Source organism: Xylophilus sp. ASV27, from assembly GCF_016428875.1.
GTDB lineage: Bacteria > Pseudomonadota > Gammaproteobacteria > Burkholderiales > Burkholderiaceae_C > Xylophilus.
The window spans coordinates 1-16137 of sequence record NZ_JAELTO010000100.1; the positions used below are offsets into that span (position 1 = coordinate 1).

Annotated in this window: 14 protein-coding genes and 1 pseudogene; 9 read left to right on the top strand and 6 right to left on the bottom strand. The window is 68.6% G+C overall.

Features of this window, described 5'->3' with window-relative positions; translation table 11 throughout:
* On the top strand, positions 1-428 hold a 428-nt coding region (locus JHD63_RS24150), incomplete at its 5' end, for a type II secretion system protein N (RefSeq protein ID WP_304952644.1).
* On the opposite strand, the gene JHD63_RS17790 is transcribed toward JHD63_RS24150, so the two are convergent.
* The 3 genes from JHD63_RS17790 to ilvA all read right to left on the bottom strand — a co-directional run bounded on the left by JHD63_RS17790 (position 421) and on the right by ilvA (position 3427).
* A complete protein-coding gene (locus JHD63_RS17790) occupies positions 421-960 on the bottom strand; it encodes a histidine phosphatase family protein (protein ID WP_370590566.1) in 540 nt (179 codons plus the stop codon). The two genes, JHD63_RS24150 and JHD63_RS17790, sit on opposite strands and share 8 nt — an antisense overlap.
* Before the next feature lie 65 nt (positions 961-1025).
* A complete protein-coding gene (gene cobS, locus JHD63_RS17795; protein ID WP_198972147.1) occupies positions 1026-1844 on the bottom strand; it encodes an adenosylcobinamide-GDP ribazoletransferase in 819 nt (272 codons plus the stop codon).
* A complete protein-coding gene (ilvA, locus tag JHD63_RS17800; RefSeq protein WP_198972148.1) occupies positions 1844-3427 on the bottom strand; it encodes a threonine ammonia-lyase, biosynthetic in 1584 nt (527 codons plus the stop codon). Before ilvA ends, cobS begins: the two co-directional genes overlap by 1 nt.
* Before the next feature lie 296 nt (positions 3428-3723).
* On the opposite strand from ilvA, the gene JHD63_RS17805 reads away from it, so the two are divergent.
* A complete protein-coding gene (locus JHD63_RS17805) occupies positions 3724-4173 on the top strand; it encodes an OsmC family protein (RefSeq protein WP_198972149.1) in 450 nt (149 codons plus the stop codon).
* Positions 4174-4176: 3 nt separating this feature from the next.
* Here JHD63_RS17805 and coq7 read toward each other — a convergent pair whose 3' ends face one another.
* Entirely contained in the window at positions 4177-4788 is a 612-nt protein-coding gene (gene coq7 / locus JHD63_RS17810; RefSeq protein WP_198972150.1) for a 2-polyprenyl-3-methyl-6-methoxy-1,4-benzoquinone monooxygenase, read from the bottom strand.
* A 231-nt stretch (positions 4789-5019) separates the two neighbouring features.
* Here coq7 and JHD63_RS17815 point away from each other — a divergent pair, with 231 nt between their 5' ends.
* The 3 genes from JHD63_RS17815 to JHD63_RS17825 all read left to right on the top strand — a co-directional run bounded on the left by JHD63_RS17815 (position 5020) and on the right by JHD63_RS17825 (position 8287).
* Positions 5020-6087: a porin gene (locus JHD63_RS17815; protein WP_198972151.1), complete on the top strand. Its 1068-nt coding sequence runs from the start codon at positions 5020-5022 to the stop codon at positions 6085-6087.
* Between the two features lie 268 nt (positions 6088-6355).
* Positions 6356-7402 (top strand): porin, encoded by a 1047-nt coding sequence (locus JHD63_RS17820; RefSeq protein ID WP_198972152.1) that lies wholly within the window; start codon positions 6356-6358, stop codon positions 7400-7402.
* Between the two features lie 279 nt (positions 7403-7681).
* A complete protein-coding gene (locus JHD63_RS17825; protein WP_233168363.1) occupies positions 7682-8287 on the top strand; it encodes a DUF3047 domain-containing protein in 606 nt (201 codons plus the stop codon).
* A 15-nt stretch (positions 8288-8302) separates the two neighbouring features.
* Here JHD63_RS17825 and JHD63_RS17830 read toward each other — a convergent pair whose 3' ends face one another.
* Together JHD63_RS17830 and zwf are read right to left on the bottom strand one after the other, a co-directional pair.
* Entirely contained in the window at positions 8303-9148 is an 846-nt protein-coding gene (locus JHD63_RS17830; protein WP_198972159.1) for a MurR/RpiR family transcriptional regulator, read from the bottom strand.
* Between the two features lie 11 nt (positions 9149-9159).
* Entirely contained in the window at positions 9160-10626 is a 1467-nt protein-coding gene (gene zwf / locus JHD63_RS17835; protein WP_198972153.1) for a glucose-6-phosphate dehydrogenase, read from the bottom strand.
* Positions 10627-10773: 147 nt separating this feature from the next.
* On the opposite strand from zwf, the gene tal reads away from it, so the two are divergent.
* The 4 genes and pseudogenes from tal to JHD63_RS17855 all read left to right on the top strand — a co-directional run bounded on the left by tal (position 10774) and on the right by JHD63_RS17855 (position 15909).
* On the top strand, positions 10774-11721 hold the full coding sequence (tal, locus tag JHD63_RS17840; RefSeq protein WP_198972154.1) for a transaldolase: 948 nt from the start codon (positions 10774-10776) through the stop codon (positions 11719-11721).
* A 13-nt stretch (positions 11722-11734) separates the two neighbouring features.
* Complete coding sequence (gene pgi, locus JHD63_RS17845; protein WP_198972155.1) at positions 11735-13318, top strand: glucose-6-phosphate isomerase; 1584 nt, start codon at positions 11735-11737, stop codon at positions 13316-13318.
* Positions 13319-13547: 229 nt separating this feature from the next.
* A pseudogene (locus JHD63_RS17850) lies at positions 13548-14761 on the top strand (tyrosine-type recombinase/integrase).
* The gene (locus JHD63_RS17855; protein WP_198972156.1) at positions 14758-15909 is read left to right on the top strand and encodes a PDDEXK nuclease domain-containing protein; all 1152 of its coding nucleotides are present in this window, start codon (positions 14758-14760) and stop codon (positions 15907-15909) included. Before JHD63_RS17850 ends, JHD63_RS17855 begins: the two are co-directional and overlap by 4 nt.
* Positions 15910-16137 lie beyond the last annotated feature (228 nt).

Consider the following 16137-nt stretch of genomic DNA (forward strand, 5'->3'; position numbering starts at 1 on the left):
CCCCCCCCCCCCCCCCCCCCCCCCCCCCCCCCCCCCCCCCCCCCCCCCCCCCCCCCCCCCCCCCCCCCCCCCCCCCCCCCCCCCCCCCCCCCCCCCCCCCCACTTTTCAAGCAGAAGACGGCATACGCGATTTCCTGTACGGTCTCGTGGGCTCGGAGATGTGTATAAGAGACAGGGGCGCCATGCCGGCGGCGGTGGCGCAGGCCGCGCCGGCGGCGCCGGGCCGCTTCGCGCTGGTGGGCGTGGTGGCCGGCAGCAGCCGCGGCGGCACCGCGCTGATCGCGGTGGACGGCCAGCCGCCCAGGCCGTTCCGCGTGGGCAGCACCGTGGCGCCGGGCTACGTGCTGCAGTCGGTGGCGCCGCGCCGCGCCTTCCTGGGCGGCGGCGGCTCCGAGCCCATCGTCATCGACATGCCGGCGCTCAAGTAGCCGGCATCTCCAGCGTCACCCAGCCGCCAAAGCCCGGCGCAGCGTGGGGCCAGTCGGCGGCGCTGCCCGGCGTGCGCCGGCCGGCGGCCCACACGCTGGCCGCGCGCGCCACCCCGGCATGCGTGATCCATGCCACCTCCGCTTGCGCCAGCGCGCGGCTGGCCTCGAAGGCGGCGCCCACGCGCGCCAGCAGCGCCCGCACCGTCTCGCCGCCGCCGGGCGCATGGTGGGCGAAGTCGGCTGTCCAGGCGTCCAGCGCCGCGGCGCCGATGGCGTCCCAGGCCTGGCCCTCCCAGGTGCCGAAGTCGAATTCGCGCAGGCGCTCATCCACCTCGGGCCGCAGATCGGGCCGGCGCGCCTGCAGTGCCACCGCCAACTGGCGGCAGCGCCGTTGCGGCGAGGTGAAGACCGCGCAGTCCGGCAGCGCCGCGGCCAGCGCGGCGGCCGCCTGCGCGGTGGCGTCCCGATCCGCGGCCAGGTCCAGCCGACCGTAGCAGAGCCCCGGCGCCACCAGCGGCTGCGCATGCCGCACGAGCCAGAGGCGGCGCCCCCGGGAGGGGGTTGGCGCAGACGCGAAGCGCGCAGCCTGGGGGCGCTTCATCGGACCACCGCTGCGGCGCCGAAGTAGAAGGCGATCTCGCAGCATTGCTGGGCCGCGCCCAGGCCATCGCCCGTGAAGCCGCCCAGGCGCCGGGCCAGCAGCCGGCCCACGAGCCACAAGGCCATGGCGCTGGCAAGCACGGGTACTATCAAAAACATAGCGCCATGCCCTGGTACTACCTGGGCTAGCGGCACAAAACACCATAAAAGACCGATCCGCACCGTTGCCGCGTCGATGCGCTCGGCCAGCGGCTTGCTCTTGGAGCCGGCCGCATCCCCGACGTAGGGCAGGGCGCGGATCAGCAGCAGCGGCCCGAAGCGCGACAGCACATGCGCGGCGAACAGCGCCGACAGGACCGCGCCCAGCCCGTGCGTGCCCAGCACCGCCAGCAGCGCCACCTTGGCCGCCAGTGCCAGCACCAGGGCCAGCGCGCCGAAGGCGCCCAGGCGCGAGTCCTTCATGATCGCCAGCGCACGGTCCCGGTCGGCGCTGCCGCCCAGGCCGTCGGCGGTGTCGGCCAGGCCGTCTTCATGGAAGCCGCCGGTCAGCAGCACCGTGGCGATGGTGCACAGCACGGCCGCGGCCAGCGGCGTGAACGGCGTGGGGCCCAGCGCCCAGGCCGCCAGCGCGTAGGCGGCGCCCGCCGCGAGGCCCACCACCCAGCCGACGCCGGGGAAATGCGCCGCGCTCTCGCGCAGCATCTGCGGGCTGAAGCCGACCCACGCGGCCAGCCGGCCGGTGATGGGGATGCGCGTGAAGAACTGCAGGGCCAGCAGGAAGCGGCGCAGGTGCCGCTGCAAACCCGCGCCCGGCATCACGGGCCCAGGAACAGGCGGTAGGCGGGGTTGGCCGTCTCCTCGACCCAGGGATAGCCCAGGGTGCCGAGGAAGGCGTCGAAGGCGGCGCCGTCGCCTTCGGGCACCTGCATTCCGACGAGGATGCGGCCGTAGTCGGCGCCCTGGTTGCGGTAGTGGAACAGGCTGATGTTCCAGCTCGGCTGCATCAGGCTCAGGAACTTCAGCAGCGCGCCCGGCCGCTCGGGGAAGACGAAGCGCAGCAGCCGCTCGGGCGCGCCGGGAATGGTCGGGGCCTGGCCGCCCATGAGGTGGCGCAGGTGCTCCTTGGCGAGTTCGTCATGCGTCAGGTCCAGCGTGGGGCAGCCCTGCGCGTCGAAGTGCGCGGCGATGCGGGCCGACTCGCCGCGCGCGGCGGTGGTCAGGCCGACGAACACGTGGGCGCGCTCGGTGCCGCCCATGCGGTAGTTGAATTCGGTCACGTTGCGCGGCCCGCCCGGCAGCGTGCCGATGCTCTCGCAGAAGCGCCGGAAGCTGCCGCGCTCCTCCGGCACGGTGACGGCGAACAGGGCCTCGCGTTCCTCGCCCACCTCGGCGCGTTCGGCGACGAAGCGCAGCCGGTCGAAATTCATGTTGGCGCCGCACAGGATGGCGGCGTAGGTCTCGCCACGGGTGCCGTGCTGCGCCACGTACTGCTTGATCGCCGCCACCGCCAGCGCGCCGGCGGGCTCGACGATGCTGCGCGTGTCGACGAAGATGTCCTTGATCGCGGCGCACACGGCGTCGGTGTCCACCGTCATGAAGCCGTCCACCAGGCCGCGGGCCACGCGGAAGGTCTCCTCGCCCACCAGCTTGACCGCGGTGCCGTCGGAGAACAGGCCCACGTCCGGCAGCGTCACGCGCCGGCCGGCGGCGACCGACTGCATCATGGCGTCGGAGTCGTTCATCTGCACGCCGATCACCTTGACGCCCGGGCGCACCGCCTTGATGTAGTTGGCCACGCCGGAGATCAGGCCGCCGCCGCCGATGGCCACGAACACCGCGTCCAGCCGGTCCGAGCCCAGGCCCTGGCCCATGCCCTGCACCTGCCGCAGGATCTCCATGGCGATGGTGCCCTGGCCGGCGATCACGTCCGGGTCGTCGAACGGGTGCACGAAGGTCAGGCCGCGCTCCTGCTCCAGCAGAAGGGCGTGCTGGTAGGCGTCGGAGTAGCTCTCGCCGTGCAGCACGGCCTCTCCGCCGAGCGCGCGCACGGCGTCGATCTTGAGCTGCGGCGTGGTGGTGGGCATGACGATCACCGCGCGCGTGCCCAGCTTGCGGGCGCTCATGGCCACCCCCTGCGCATGGTTGCCGGCCGAGGCGCAGATCACGCCGCGCTCGAGCTGGGCCGGCGTGAGGTGCGCCATCTTGTTGTAGGCGCCGCGCAGCTTGAAGCTGAACACCGGCTGCTGGTCCTCGCGCTTGAGCAGCACCGTGTTGCCCAGCCGGATGCTCAGGTTGCGTGCCCGCTCCAGGGGGGACTCGATCGCCACGTCGTAGACGCGGGCATTGAGGATTCGGGTCAGGTAGTCGGCGGGAGTGAGCGCGGCGGAGGGGGCAGTCATGGGCGGAGTCAATACGTGATCGCAGCAGGTGCGGCCGACGATCATAGGGCAGGGCCCCTCCGTGCTCGCCGCCAAGAAAAAAGCCCCGAGCCTTGCGGCTCGGGGCTAAATCCACCAAAGGAGGAGGTGGAGGAGACAAGTGGTGCACAGGAGCCGGGTAAGTCCCGATTCGTTATGCTTGGTGTGCAGTATACGCGATCATCATGCTGCGTCGCAACAAACGACAATGGAAAGCGCCAGATGGTTGGCAAAACGCAACAACATTTGCGTCAAACTCGATCGAGCACGGGAAATTCATGGAATGCACAGTGAGCTGGACCGGCGCCAGCGGTACCCAATCGCCCATGGGCTTCGTCGCGGAGACCGGCAGCGGCCACGTGGTCGCCATGGATGGCGCCCCCGACGCGGCGCGGCCCGAGAACGGCGGGCGCAACCTCGCCCCCCGGCCGATGGAACTGCTGCTGGCCGGCACCGGCGGCTGCACGGCCTATGACGTGGTGCTGATCCTCAAGCGCGGCCGCCACGACGTGCGGGGCTGCTCGGTGCGCCTGAGCAGCGAGCGGGCCGACGCCGATCCCAAGGTCTTCACCCGGATCCACATGCAGTTCACCGTGACCGGCAAGGGCATTCCCGCGGCGGCGGTTGAGCGCGCCATCGCCATGAGCCACGACAAGTACTGCTCGGCCAGCATCATGCTCGGCAAGACGGCCGAGATCACCACCGGCTTCGAACTGGTCGAAGCCTGAACGTCAGACGTAATGCGCGGTGGTGGTCATGATGCGCGCGGCGCCGCGCATCAGGGCCTTGACCGGCGCCGGCAGGTCGATGCCGCCGGCGGCGCGCGCCTCGGCGGCGTGCTGCAGTTCGTCCTTCTCCATCTGGGCCACGACGGCGCGTGAGGCGGCATCCTCGGCTGGCAGGCGTTGCAGGTGGCTGCGCAGGTGCGCGCCCACCTGCTGCTCGGTCTCGGCCACGAAGCCCAGGCTGACGCGGTCGCCCAGCTTGCCGGCGACCAGGCCCAGCGCAAAGGCACCGGCATACCAGAGCGGGTTGAGCAGGCTCGGCCGCTCGCCCAGTTCGTCCAGGCGCTGGCGCGTCCAGGCGAGGTGGTCGGTTTCATCGCGCGAGGCCGCCTCGAAATGCGCCCGCAACGCGGGACTGCGGGTGGCGGCCGCCTGCGCCGTATATAGGGCCTGGGCGCAGACCTCGCCTACGTGATTCACGCGCATCAAGGCGCCGGCCAGGCGTTTCTGCGCCGCGTCCAGCTCCGAGGGCTCCACGCCAGGCGAGGGGCGTGCCGGCCGGGGATCGGCAAAAAGGGTGCGCAGCGCTGCGTCCGCGGTCGCAAGCAATCGGTCCATGGTGGGTCTGCCTTCCTTCTTCAATCAGGATCCAAGATAGCACGGTGCGCCCATGCGTGCGGTGCGCTCGACCTGCGCGCGTTATCCCGCGGCGTCTAAGGGTTTCTCCGGGGTGTCACAAAAGGTCTCTTTAATCGTCCTGGCTTCCGAACATGGAGGTTGGCCGTGCCGCAGCGCTTGCTGCGCCAGGTGGCGCGGCGCCCTGTCAAACCCTCTGGAGAGATCCCTGTCATGAAAAAAAGTCTCGTGGCCCTGATGGCCCTGTCCGTCGCCGGTACCGCCTTGGCCCAGTCTTCCAACGTCACGCTGTTCGGCGTGGTGGATGCCTCTTTCGCCCGCATCTCTGGCAAGGGCGCCAATGTCACGGGCCTGGCCAACGGCAGCCAGACCAGCAGCCGGCTTGGCTTGCGCGGGACTGAAGACCTCGGCGGCGGCATGGCGGCTGGCTTCTGGCTCGAAGGTTCGGTGGGCGTCGATACCGGCAACGCCTCGGGCTTCTCCTTCGATCGCCGCTCCACCATCAGCCTGCTCGGCAACTTCGGCGAAGTCCGGCTCGGCCGCGACAAGATCGCCGCCTACCCGACCATCGAGACCTTCGATCCGTTCGGCGACATCGGCGTCGGCGGCGTGGGCGGCGCCAACATGTTGGCCAACGCGGCCAACGCCGCCGGGGGCAGCGCCAGCGGCACGACGATCGAGGGCAGTGCCCCGAAGCGCGCCAGCAACACCGTCAACTACCTGCTGCCCAAGCTGGGCGGCTTCTACGGGCAAGCGCAGTACACATTCGGGGAAACCGCCTCCAATGCGGTCAATGACAAGCGCGGCGACGCCTACAGCTTTCGCGTCGGCTATGCCAGCGGCCCGGTGAACGTCTCGGGCGGCTACAGCCAGTTGCGCGGCGGTTCGGCGACGAACCGGGTGGACTACAAGTCTTCCAGCATCGGCGCCTCCTACAACTTCGGCATCGTCAAGCCGATGGTGCTGTTCGCGACCGAGCGCGGCGGCGGCCAGCGCATCGACCTTCTGGAACTCGGCGCCACCGCGCCGCTGGGCGCCGGCGAACTCCGCGCCGCGGTCAGCCGCTTCGACCTGAAGGACAGCGCCAACGACTCGCGCAAGTTCGCCCTGGGCTACGGCTACAACCTCTCCAAGCGCACCCAGGTCTACGCGACGGTCGCGCGCGTGACCAACAGCGGCGCGGCCACGCGCGGCATCTCCATCAACGGCCTGGCCTCGCCGGGCGTGGCCGCAGGGGGCAATTCCACCGGTTACGAAGTCGGCGTGCGCCACGCTTTCTGAGCCTGGCGCTCCTGCGGGCCGGGCGGCGCGGGCCTGGCCGGGATGCTCCTTTTGGATGAAGGCCGTTTCGTTGTTGTGGTGCAACGAAACGGCCTTTCTTCCTGCTTTACCGGTTAAATCCTTTGCGCAACCCGGGGTGGTCTGTTGCAATAAGACCAACTTCCATAAAGGAGGTTGGCCCGGGGAACCGGCGGGATCAGGCCAGTGGCGCTAGCCAGACCCTTCCCCTCGATCCGGAGCCCTCTGTTTAACCTTGGAGAAACTCGCAATGAAAAAATCCCTGATTGCCCTGGCTGTGCTGGCTGCTTCCGGCTCCGCGATGGCTCAGTCCTCCGTGACCCTGTTCGGTATCGTTGACGCCGCTGTTACCCGCGTTTCCGGCAATGGCGCTGGCAACCGTATCGGTCTGTCCAGCGGTGGCAACAGCGCCAGCCGTCTGGGATTCCGCGGCACCGAAGACCTCGGCGGCGGCTTGGCTGCCAGCTTCTGGCTCGAAGGCGCTCTGAACGTCGACAATGGCAACGCTTCCGGCTTCAACTTCCAACGTCGCTCCACCGTCAGCCTATCCGGCAACTTCGGTGAAGTCCGCCTGGGCCGTGACTACGCTCCGACCTTCTGGAATTCCACGAACTTCGATCCGTTCGGCACGCGCGGCGTTGGCCAAGCGCTGAACTACGACAACTTCGGCTTCGGCTCGGTTCGTAACAGCAACTCCGTTGGCTACTTCCTGCCTTCCAACCTGGGCGGCTTCTACGGCCAAGCTCAATACGCCTTCGGCGAAGCTTCGTCCACCGCTGTGAACGACAAGGCCGGCAACTACCTGGGTGCCCGTGTCGGCTTCGCCAACGGCCCGCTGGACGTGGCGGTTGCCCTGGGTCAGTGGAAGCAAGTCATCGGTGCCACCACCACGGCTCTGGGCAGCGACTTCCGCATGGCCAACCTGGGCGCTTCGTATAACCTCGGCTTCATCAAGCCCATGATCTTCATCGGCCAGGAAAACCTGAAGAACGGCGCCTACGGCAACAGCAAGGCCAACTCCTACCTGCTCGGCGCTACCGCCCCCCTGGGTGCTGGCGAACTGCGTGCTTCCATCGCACGCTTCGACCTGAAGGACAGCAGCAACGATTTCGACAAGTTCGCCATCGGTTACGGCTACAACCTGTCCAAGCGTACCCAGGTCTACACGACCCTGGCCTACCTGAAGAACAAGGGCAACTCCGTCCGTTCGATCGCCGCCGACGGCGTGGCCGCTACCGGCACGACCCCCGGCGGCAAGTCCACCGGTCTCGACATCGGTGTGCGTCACAGCTTCTAATCACATGCCGGCCTAGCGCCGGTCGTGATCAGGCATTGAAAGCCGCCAGCCTTCGGGTTGGCGGCTTTTTTCGTGGGCGCATGAAAAGCGGCGTATTCCCCAAGGCGGTGTCGGGAGTTCCTGTCGTAAGCTCCGGCGGTGCGCCAACCGATCCGCCGCCTCCTCGCTCTCATTGCCACGGCTGTCCTGACGGGATGTTCGTCCGTCCCGTCGTCTTCGCCGCCATCGGAGCCTGCCGGGCATGCGGCCTGGGCGGGCGTTGGTGCGGGCGGGGCGCCCTTGCAATGGGAGGAGCAGCGCTTCCCCGGCAAGCAGCCCACGCTCTACGCCTATGGCAAGGTGGACGGGGTCCACAGCATGCAGGCCACGTCGGTGTCCTCGGCCAGCATGCTGCGCACCGTGGTGCAGGTGCCGTCGGCGGCGCTGGGGCGGCTGCAGTTCTCGTGGAAGGTGCCGGCCCTGATGGCCGCTTCAGACATGGGGCGCCGCGAGGCCGATGATGCGCCGGCGCGTCTGGTGCTGGCATTCGACGGTGACCGCAGCCGCTTCTCGACCAAGGATGCCCTGCTGTCCGAGCTGGCCCGCGCGCTGACCGGTGAGGAGATGCCCTACGCCACGCTGAGCTACGTGTGGTGCAACCACCGGCCGGTGGGCACGGTGATCCCGCATCCGCGCACCGACCGGATCCGTGCGCTGGTGGTGGAGTCCGGCCCCGAGCGCCTGGGGCGGTGGATTTCCTATGAGCGTGACGTGCAGGCCGACTTCCAGAAGGCCTTCGGCGAGCCGGCGGGCACGCTGGTGGGCATGGCGCTGATGACGGACAGCGACAACACCCGCTCGCAGGCTCATGCCTGGTATGGCCCGGTGCGGCTTTTGCCGCAGTGAGGCCTTGCCGCTCGTTCAGGCGTAGCGCTTGTTGCGCAGGTTGTTCTTCATCTGCTTGAGCAGCGGCTGCAGCGGGCTGCCGATGCGCAGCGCCACGCAGGTGGCCAGCACGTCGACGATCAGCAGGTGCAGCAGGCGCGAGACCATGGGGCTGTAGCGGTCGTAGCCCTCGGGGTGGTCCGCGGCCAGGTGGATGTGGCCAGCGGAGGCCAGGGGCGAGCCGCTGGCGGTGATGACGATGGTGGTGGCGCCGTTCTTGCGCGCGATGTCGGCGGCATCCATCAGGTCGCGCGTGCGTCCAGAGTTGGAGATGATGACCACGCAGTCGCCCGGGCCGAGCATGGTGGCGCTCATGACCTGCATGTGGCCGTCGCTGTAGGCGATGGCGGTGACGCCGAGCCGGAAGAACTTGTGCTGCGCGTCCTGGGCCACGATGCCCGAGTTGCCGACGCCGAAGAACTCGATGCGCCGGCCGGTCTGGTAGGTGGCGGCCAGCGCCTCGGCGGCGCGCTCCAGCGCCACGGTGGTGGCCTCGTTGCGGTAGCGCAGGAAGGCCGCGACGGCGTTGTCCACCACCTTGACCAGCACGTCGCTGGTCTTGTCGTCGCTGTCCACGCTGCGGTGGATGAAGGGCACGCCCTCGGCCACGGTGCCGGCGAGCTTGCGCTTGAAGTCCGACAGCCCGTCGTAGCCCACGCTGCGGCAGAAGCGCACCACGGTCGGCTTGCTGACGTGGGCCTGGTCGGCCAGTTCGGCCACCGGCTGGGCGGCGAAGCCGCGCGGGTCGGCCAGCACCAGCCGCCCGACGCGCTGCTCGGCCGGCGCGAGCGAGGGCAGGCAGGCCTGGATGCGTTCGAGCATACCTTCGCCGCTCATCGGTTTTCTTCGCTCCAGCAATGGCCGTCGCGCGCGATCATGGCGCTGGAGGCGCTCGGCCCCCAGGTGCCGGCGGCGTAGGGGCGGGGCCCCTGGCTGCTGTGCTGCCAGTGCTCCAGGATCGGCTCGACCCAGCGCCAGGCGGCTTCCTGCTCGTCGCTGCGCACGAACAGGTTGAGGCGGCCGTCGATCACGTCGAGCAGCAGCCGCTCGTAGGCGCCGACGCGCTCGGAGCCGAAGCGCTTGTCGAAGTCCAGGTCCAGTTGCACCGGCGCCAGCGTGCGGCTCTTGCGCGCGGCGCGCCGGTTGTCCTGGCCTTCGGCCAGCAGGTGCAGTTCGAGCCCGTCCTTGGGCTGCAGGTTGATCACCAGTTGGTTGGAACAACCCGCCGGCGCGGGGTAGATCGGGTGCGGCGTGGGGCGGAAGTTGATCTCGATGCGCGCGTCGCGCGAGGCCAGGCGCTTGCCGGTGCGGATGTAGAAGGGAACGCCGGCCCAGCGCCAGTTGTCGATCTCGGTGCGCAGCGCGACGAAGGTTTCGGTGCGGCTGTGCGGGTCCACGCCGGGCTCCTCGCGGTAGCCCGGCACCCGCTCGCCATAGGCGGTGCCGGCGGTGTACTGGCCGCGGATGGCGTGGCGCTCCAGCGTGTCCTGCGTCCAGGGCTGCAGCGAGCGCAGCACCTTGAGCTTCTCGTCGCGGATGGCGTCGGCGTCGGCGCTGATCGGTGGCTCCATGGCGATTGCGCAGAGCAGTTGCAGCGCGTGGTTCTGCACCATGTCGCGCAGGGCGCCGGTGGTCTCGTAGAAGGCGCCGCGCTTCTCCACGCCCAGGTCTTCGGCGATGGTGATCTGGATGTTGGCGATCAGCTCACGCCGCCACAGCGGCTCGAACAGCGCATTGCCGAAGCGCAGCGCGAACAGGTTCTGCACCGAGGGCTTGCCCAGGTAATGGTCGATGCGGAACACCTGCCGCTCGTCGAATACGCGGCGCACCGTCTCGTTGATGGCGCGGTTGGAGGCCAGGTCGTGGCCCAGCGGCTTCTCCAGCACGATGCGGGTGCGCGGCGTGGCCAGGCCCGCGGCGCCGAGCTGTTCGCAGGCCATGGTGAAGAGCCCGGGCGCGGTCGCCAGGTACATCACGACGGTGTCGGCGTTGCGCGATTCGAGCTTGGCTTTGAGGCGTGCATAGTCGGCGGGCTTGGACAGGTCGAGCTGCACGAACTGCAGCAGCGAGGCGAACCGGGCGAACTCGTCCGGGCTGGGCCGCTTGGCGCCTTCCACCTCCTCGAAGCGCGCCTGGATCAGGGCGCGGTACTGATCGTCGCTCAGGTCGTCGCGGGCTACGCCGATGATGCGCCCCCCGGGCGGCAGGCTGCCATGGCGGAAGGCCTGGAACAGGGCCGGCATGAGCTTGCGCCACGCGAGATCGCCGGTGCCGCCGAACAGTACGAGGTCAAAGGACATGGTGTGTGGGAGCTGCTGGGGAATACGACTGTACCGGGATTTGACGCGGCCTCCGCGCTGCGCGGGGCGGGCATCTTCCAGCGCGCCTTACACTTTTGCCGGACGCGCGGCCCGCGCCGCGACTTTGCCGATCTTCACTGGATGCGCATGAACCAACTCGACGCCCTCAAGCAGTTCACCACCGTCGTCGCCGACACCGGCGATTTCCGCCAGCTCGGTGCCTACCAGCCGCAGGACGCGACGACCAACCCGTCGCTGATCCTGAAGGCGGTGCAGAAGCCCGAGTACCGGCCGTTGCTGGACCAGACCGTGGCGCGCTTCGGCGGCCGTGCGCTGGACGAGACCATCGACCGCCTGCTGGTGCGCTTCGGCACCGAGATCCTGTCGCTGATCCCGGGCCGGGTCTCCACCGAGGTCGATGCGCGCCTGTCCTTCGACACCGAGGCCACCTACACCCGCGCCGAGCGCCTGATCGCGCTGTACCAGGCCGAGGGCGTGCCCACCGAGCGCGTGCTGATCAAGATCGCCGCCACCTGGGAAGGCATCCGGGCCGCCGAGCGGCTGGAGCGGCGCGGCGTGCACACCAACCTCACGCTGCTGTTCTCCTTCGCCCAGGCGGTGGCCTGCGGCCAGGCCCGGGTGCGGCTGATCTCGCCCTTCGTCGGCCGCATCTACGACTGGTACAAGAAGTCCGCCGGCGGCACCTGGGACGAGGCCGCCCAGGCCGGCGCGAACGACCCGGGCGTGAAGTCGGTGCGGCAGATCTACGAGTACTACAAGCACATGGGCATCGCCACCGAGGTCATGGGGGCGAGCTTTCGCAACGTCGGGCAGATCACCGCGCTGGCGGGCTGCGACCTGCTGACCATCAGCCCCGAACTGCTGGCGCAACTGGCGGCGTCCGAGGCGCCGCTGGCCCGCGCGCTGGAGCCGGCCGCCGCCAGGGCGCTGCGGATCGAGCCGGTGCGGTACGACGAGGCGGGCTTTCGCTACGCGCTCAACGAGGACGCCATGGCGACCGAGAAGCTGGCCGAGGGCATCCGCGCCTTCGCCGCCGATGCGCACAGGCTCGACCAGTTGATGCAGGCCGCCTGAGCCGGGGCACGCCATGAGCTTCACCCGCTGCGACGCCACCCCCGCCTGGGCCGAACTGCACCGCCATTTCGAGGCGCACGGCCGCGACTTCGACGCGCGCCATGCCTTCGTGGCGGACCCGGAGCGCTTCACCCGCTTCAGCCAGCAGGCGCCCCATGTGTTCGCCGACCTGTCCAAGAACCGCATCGACGCCGCCACCGAGGCCCGGCTGCTGCAACTGGCGCGCGACTGCGGTCTGGAGGCGCAGCGCGACGCCATGTTCGCCGGCGCGGCCAGCAACGCCACCGAAGGCCGGGCGGTGCTGCATGGCCTGCTGCGCCATCCAGATTCTGAGGAAAAAGTGCCTGTAGCCCAGGAATTACCTGGGTTTATAGCTATTGAAAATATAGCATCCGCGTTCCAGCAGGTGCAGGGCACGCGCGAGGCCATGCTGGCCTATGCCGAGGCGGTGCGCGGCGATGCGGCGATCACCGACGTGGTCAACATCGGCATCGGCGGCTCCGACCTGGGGCCGCAGATGGCGGTGCTGGCGCTGGAGGCCTACCGCGCGCCGGGCAAGCGCTTTCATTTCGTCTCCAACGTCGACGGGCATGAACTGGCCGGCGTGCTGCGCCAGCTCCGGCCCGAGAGCACGCTGTTCCTCATCGCCTCCAAGACCTTCACCACCACCGAGACCATGGCCAATGCGCAGAGCGCCCGCGCCTGGTTCGAGGCCGCGGGCGGCACCGACGTGGCGCGCCACTTCGCCGCCCTGACCACCAACGTGGCGGCGGCGCGGGCCTTCGGCATCCGCACCACCTTCGGCTTCTGGGACTGGGTCGGCGGGCGCTATTCGCTGTGGTCGTCCATCGGCCTGTCGATCGCGATCGCCATCGGCGCCAAGGGCTTCCATGCACTGCTGGCCGGCGCGCATGCGATGGACCAGCACTTCCGCACCGCGCCGCTGGCGTCCAACCTGCCGGTGCGCCTGGGCCTGCTGGACGTCTGGTACCGCAACTTCCACGGCTTCACCAGCCGCTGCGTGGCGCCCTACCACCAGGCGCTGCGGCGGCTGCCGGCCTTCCTGCAGCAGTTGGAGATGGAGAGCAACGGCAAGCGCGTGGACCGCGACGGGCATGCCGTGCCCTACGCCACCTCGCCCGTGGTCTGGGGCGAGCCCGGCACCAACGGGCAGCACGCCTTCTTCCAGATGCTGCACCAGGGGACCGACGTGGTGCCGCTGGAATTCATCGCCGTGCGCGACGCCGAGCACGACCTGACCGGCCACCACCCCAAGCTGCTGGCCAACGCGCTGGCGCAGGCCGCGGCGCTGCTGCAGGGGCAGGCCGATGCGGGCGGCCACAAGCACTTCCCCGGCAACCGGCCGAGCAGCTTCTTCGTGCTGGAGCGGCTGGACCCGGCCTCGCTCGGCGCCCTGCTGGCCCTGTACGAGCACCGGGTCTTCGTGAGCGGCGCGCTGTGGGGCATCAACAGCTTCGACCAGTGGGGCGTGGAACTGGGCAAGGTGCTGGCCCGCGACATCGAGCCGCGGCTGTCCTCGGGGGACGTGAGCGGGCTGGATGCCTCGACCGCCGGCCTGCTTCAGCGGCTGCGGTAAATCCCCTGCCATGCAGAAAGCCCCGCAGGCATGGCAGCCTGCGGGGCTTTTTTCAATTCACCATGACTCCAGCACCGAACTTCGCTGGACTACGCCGAAGCCCGATACAGCAGGTTTATCAATAACTTAGGCGAGTTCAACATATGCCGGTGCCTTCTGAAACCCGACCCGGCTTGTGACCTCATGGCTCCCATGTGGCCCCTGCAAACGGGTCTTTCGAGGAGTCATCATGGCAAAAATCAAGCTCACCAAGTCCGCAGTCGATGCGGCACAAGCCCAGGCGCAGGCCGTCGAACTCCGGGACACCTTGGTACCCGGCTTCCTGTGCAAGATTACACCAGCGGGCCGCAAGGTGTTCATGCTCCAGTACCGCACGAACGCCGGCGAACGCCGCAAGCCCGCGCTGGGTCTGTACGGGGAACTGACCGTTGAGCAGGCCCGTTCCCTGGCCCAGGAGTGGCTGGCCGAGGTCCGCCGGGGCGGCGACCCCAGCGCCGACAAGGCTGCGGCGCGCAAGGCGCCCACGGTCAAGGAACTGTGCGAGAAGTTCATGGAGGACCACTCCAAGCAGCGCAACAAACTCAGCACCCAGCGCGGGTATCAAGCCGTCATCGACCGCTGCATCGTTCCAATGCTGGGCCGCATGAAGGTTCAGGACGTGAAGCGGCCGGATATGGCCACGGCGATGAAGAAGATGGCCCATAAGCCGGCCGAGGCGAACCGCACGTTCAGCGTGATGCGCAAGATGTTCAACCTGGCCGAGGTGTGGGGCTTTCGGCCGGACGGCACCAACCCGTGCCGCCACGTCCCGATGTACCCCAATGGCAAGGCCACCCACCTCATCAGCGACGAAGAGATGGGCAAGCTGTTCCGGTATCTCGATTTTCTGGAAACCGATGGCCTGGGGCTGGATCACGCCATCCTGCCGCTGGCGATCCGCCTGCAATTCGAATTCGCGGGCCGCCGCTCCGAGATCGTCACGCTGCAGTGGGATTGGGTGGATCTGGAGAACCGACGTGTGGCCTGGCCGACAGCAAGACGGGTGGCATGTCCAAGCCTTTGAGCGAGGAAGCCTACCGGCTGCTGTCCACCGCGCCCCGCCAGGACGATTGCCCGCACGTGTTCCCCTCTCCGAACCATCCGGGGCAGCACATGACCACGGGAGAGTACTACGGCGGCTGGACCCGCATTCTCAAGCGCGCAGGCGTGACACACGTGGGTACGCACGGCATCCGCCACCGCTCAGCCACCGACATTGCCAATTCGGGCATTCCGGTCAAGGTTGGCATGGCGCTGACGGCGCACAAGACCGTGGCGATGTTCATGCGCTACGTCCACACCGAGGACAAGCCGGTGCGGGAGGCGGCCGAGCTGGTGGCGAACCGGCGCAAGACGATCACTGGAGCGCAGCGGCCAGTGGGACAAATAGAGGCGACGGCATGAGCAAGAAATCACTTTCGGCGGCGGGGGAAACCCCTGCCGGCTACGCCGGCATTCATGGCGGCATCGTGGACGTGCTCAACGCTGCGCGCCATGCAGCGGCGCGCAGCGTCAATGCACTGATGACGGCCAGCTATTGGGAGATTGGCCGCCGCATCGTGGAGGCCGAGCAGCAAGGCAAGCGGCGCGCGGGGTATGGCGAGCAGTTGATCGAGCGGCTGTCCGAGGATCTGACGGCTCGGTTCGGGCGCGGATTCAGCCGCCCGAACCTGCAGCAGATGCGGTCATTCTTCCTGACCTGGCCAATTCGCCAGACAGTGTCTAGCGAATCTTCCGCGGCGCCATCGCCTGGACATTCCAGCGTGGCGCAGGTGCGCCGCGCGCGGCTGGACGAACTGGCCCAGGCGTTCACGCTGCCGTGGTCGGCCTATGTCCGGCTGCTGTCGGTCAAGGATGCCCGTGCCCGCCAGTTCTACGAGGCTGAGGCGCTGCGCGGGGGCTGGAGCGTGCGTCAGCTCGACCGGCAGATCGGCAGCCAGTTCTATGAGCGCACCGCGCTGTCGAAGGACAAGGCGGCGATGCTGGCCAAGGGCGCGGTGCCTAAGCCCGAGGATGCCGCAACACCCGGCGATGCGATCAAAGACCCATATGTGCTGGAATTCCTCGACCTCAAGGACGAGTATTCCGAGTCTGACCTTGAAGCTGCCTTGATCCGACGGCTGGAAGATTTTCTGCTGGAGCTGGGGGAAGGGTTCACTTTCATCGGGCGGCAGCGGCGCTTGCGCATCGACCAGACCTGGTATCGGGTGGATCTGCTGCTGTTCCACCGTCGGCTGCGCTGTCTGGTCATCATCGACTTGAAGTTGGGCAGCTTGACCCATGCGGACGTGGGCCAGATGCATATGTATTGCAACTACGCCAAGGAGCATTGGGCCTACCCCGACGAGAACCCGCCCGTCGGCTTGATCCTCTGTGCGGACAAGGGCCATGCCCTGGCGCGGTATGCGTTGGAGGGCTTGCCGACGAAGGTCATGGCAGCGAACTACCGTACCGTGCTGCCGGATGCCGAACTGTTGCAGAAAGAGTTGGAGGACACGCGGCGCCTGCTGGAGTCGCGCTCCTTGAAGAAGCCCGCGCAATCCCAGCGATAGCCGGGCATCCCGGCGTGCCGCTGTCGGATTCGCGGGCCATGTCTCGTGTCAGACGCCCTCGGCCACTGCGGGTGTCACCAGCTTGCGCAAATGTTTAAGGCAACGCTGAATAAGTCCGCGTGGTGGCGCGCGCCCTGGTGTGGGATGGGATGCAAGGCGCAAACCGCAGCCATGGCCGCCGCCATGGCGAGGATTTGCAACGCCGCAGACCGCCCACAGCAGGGATGC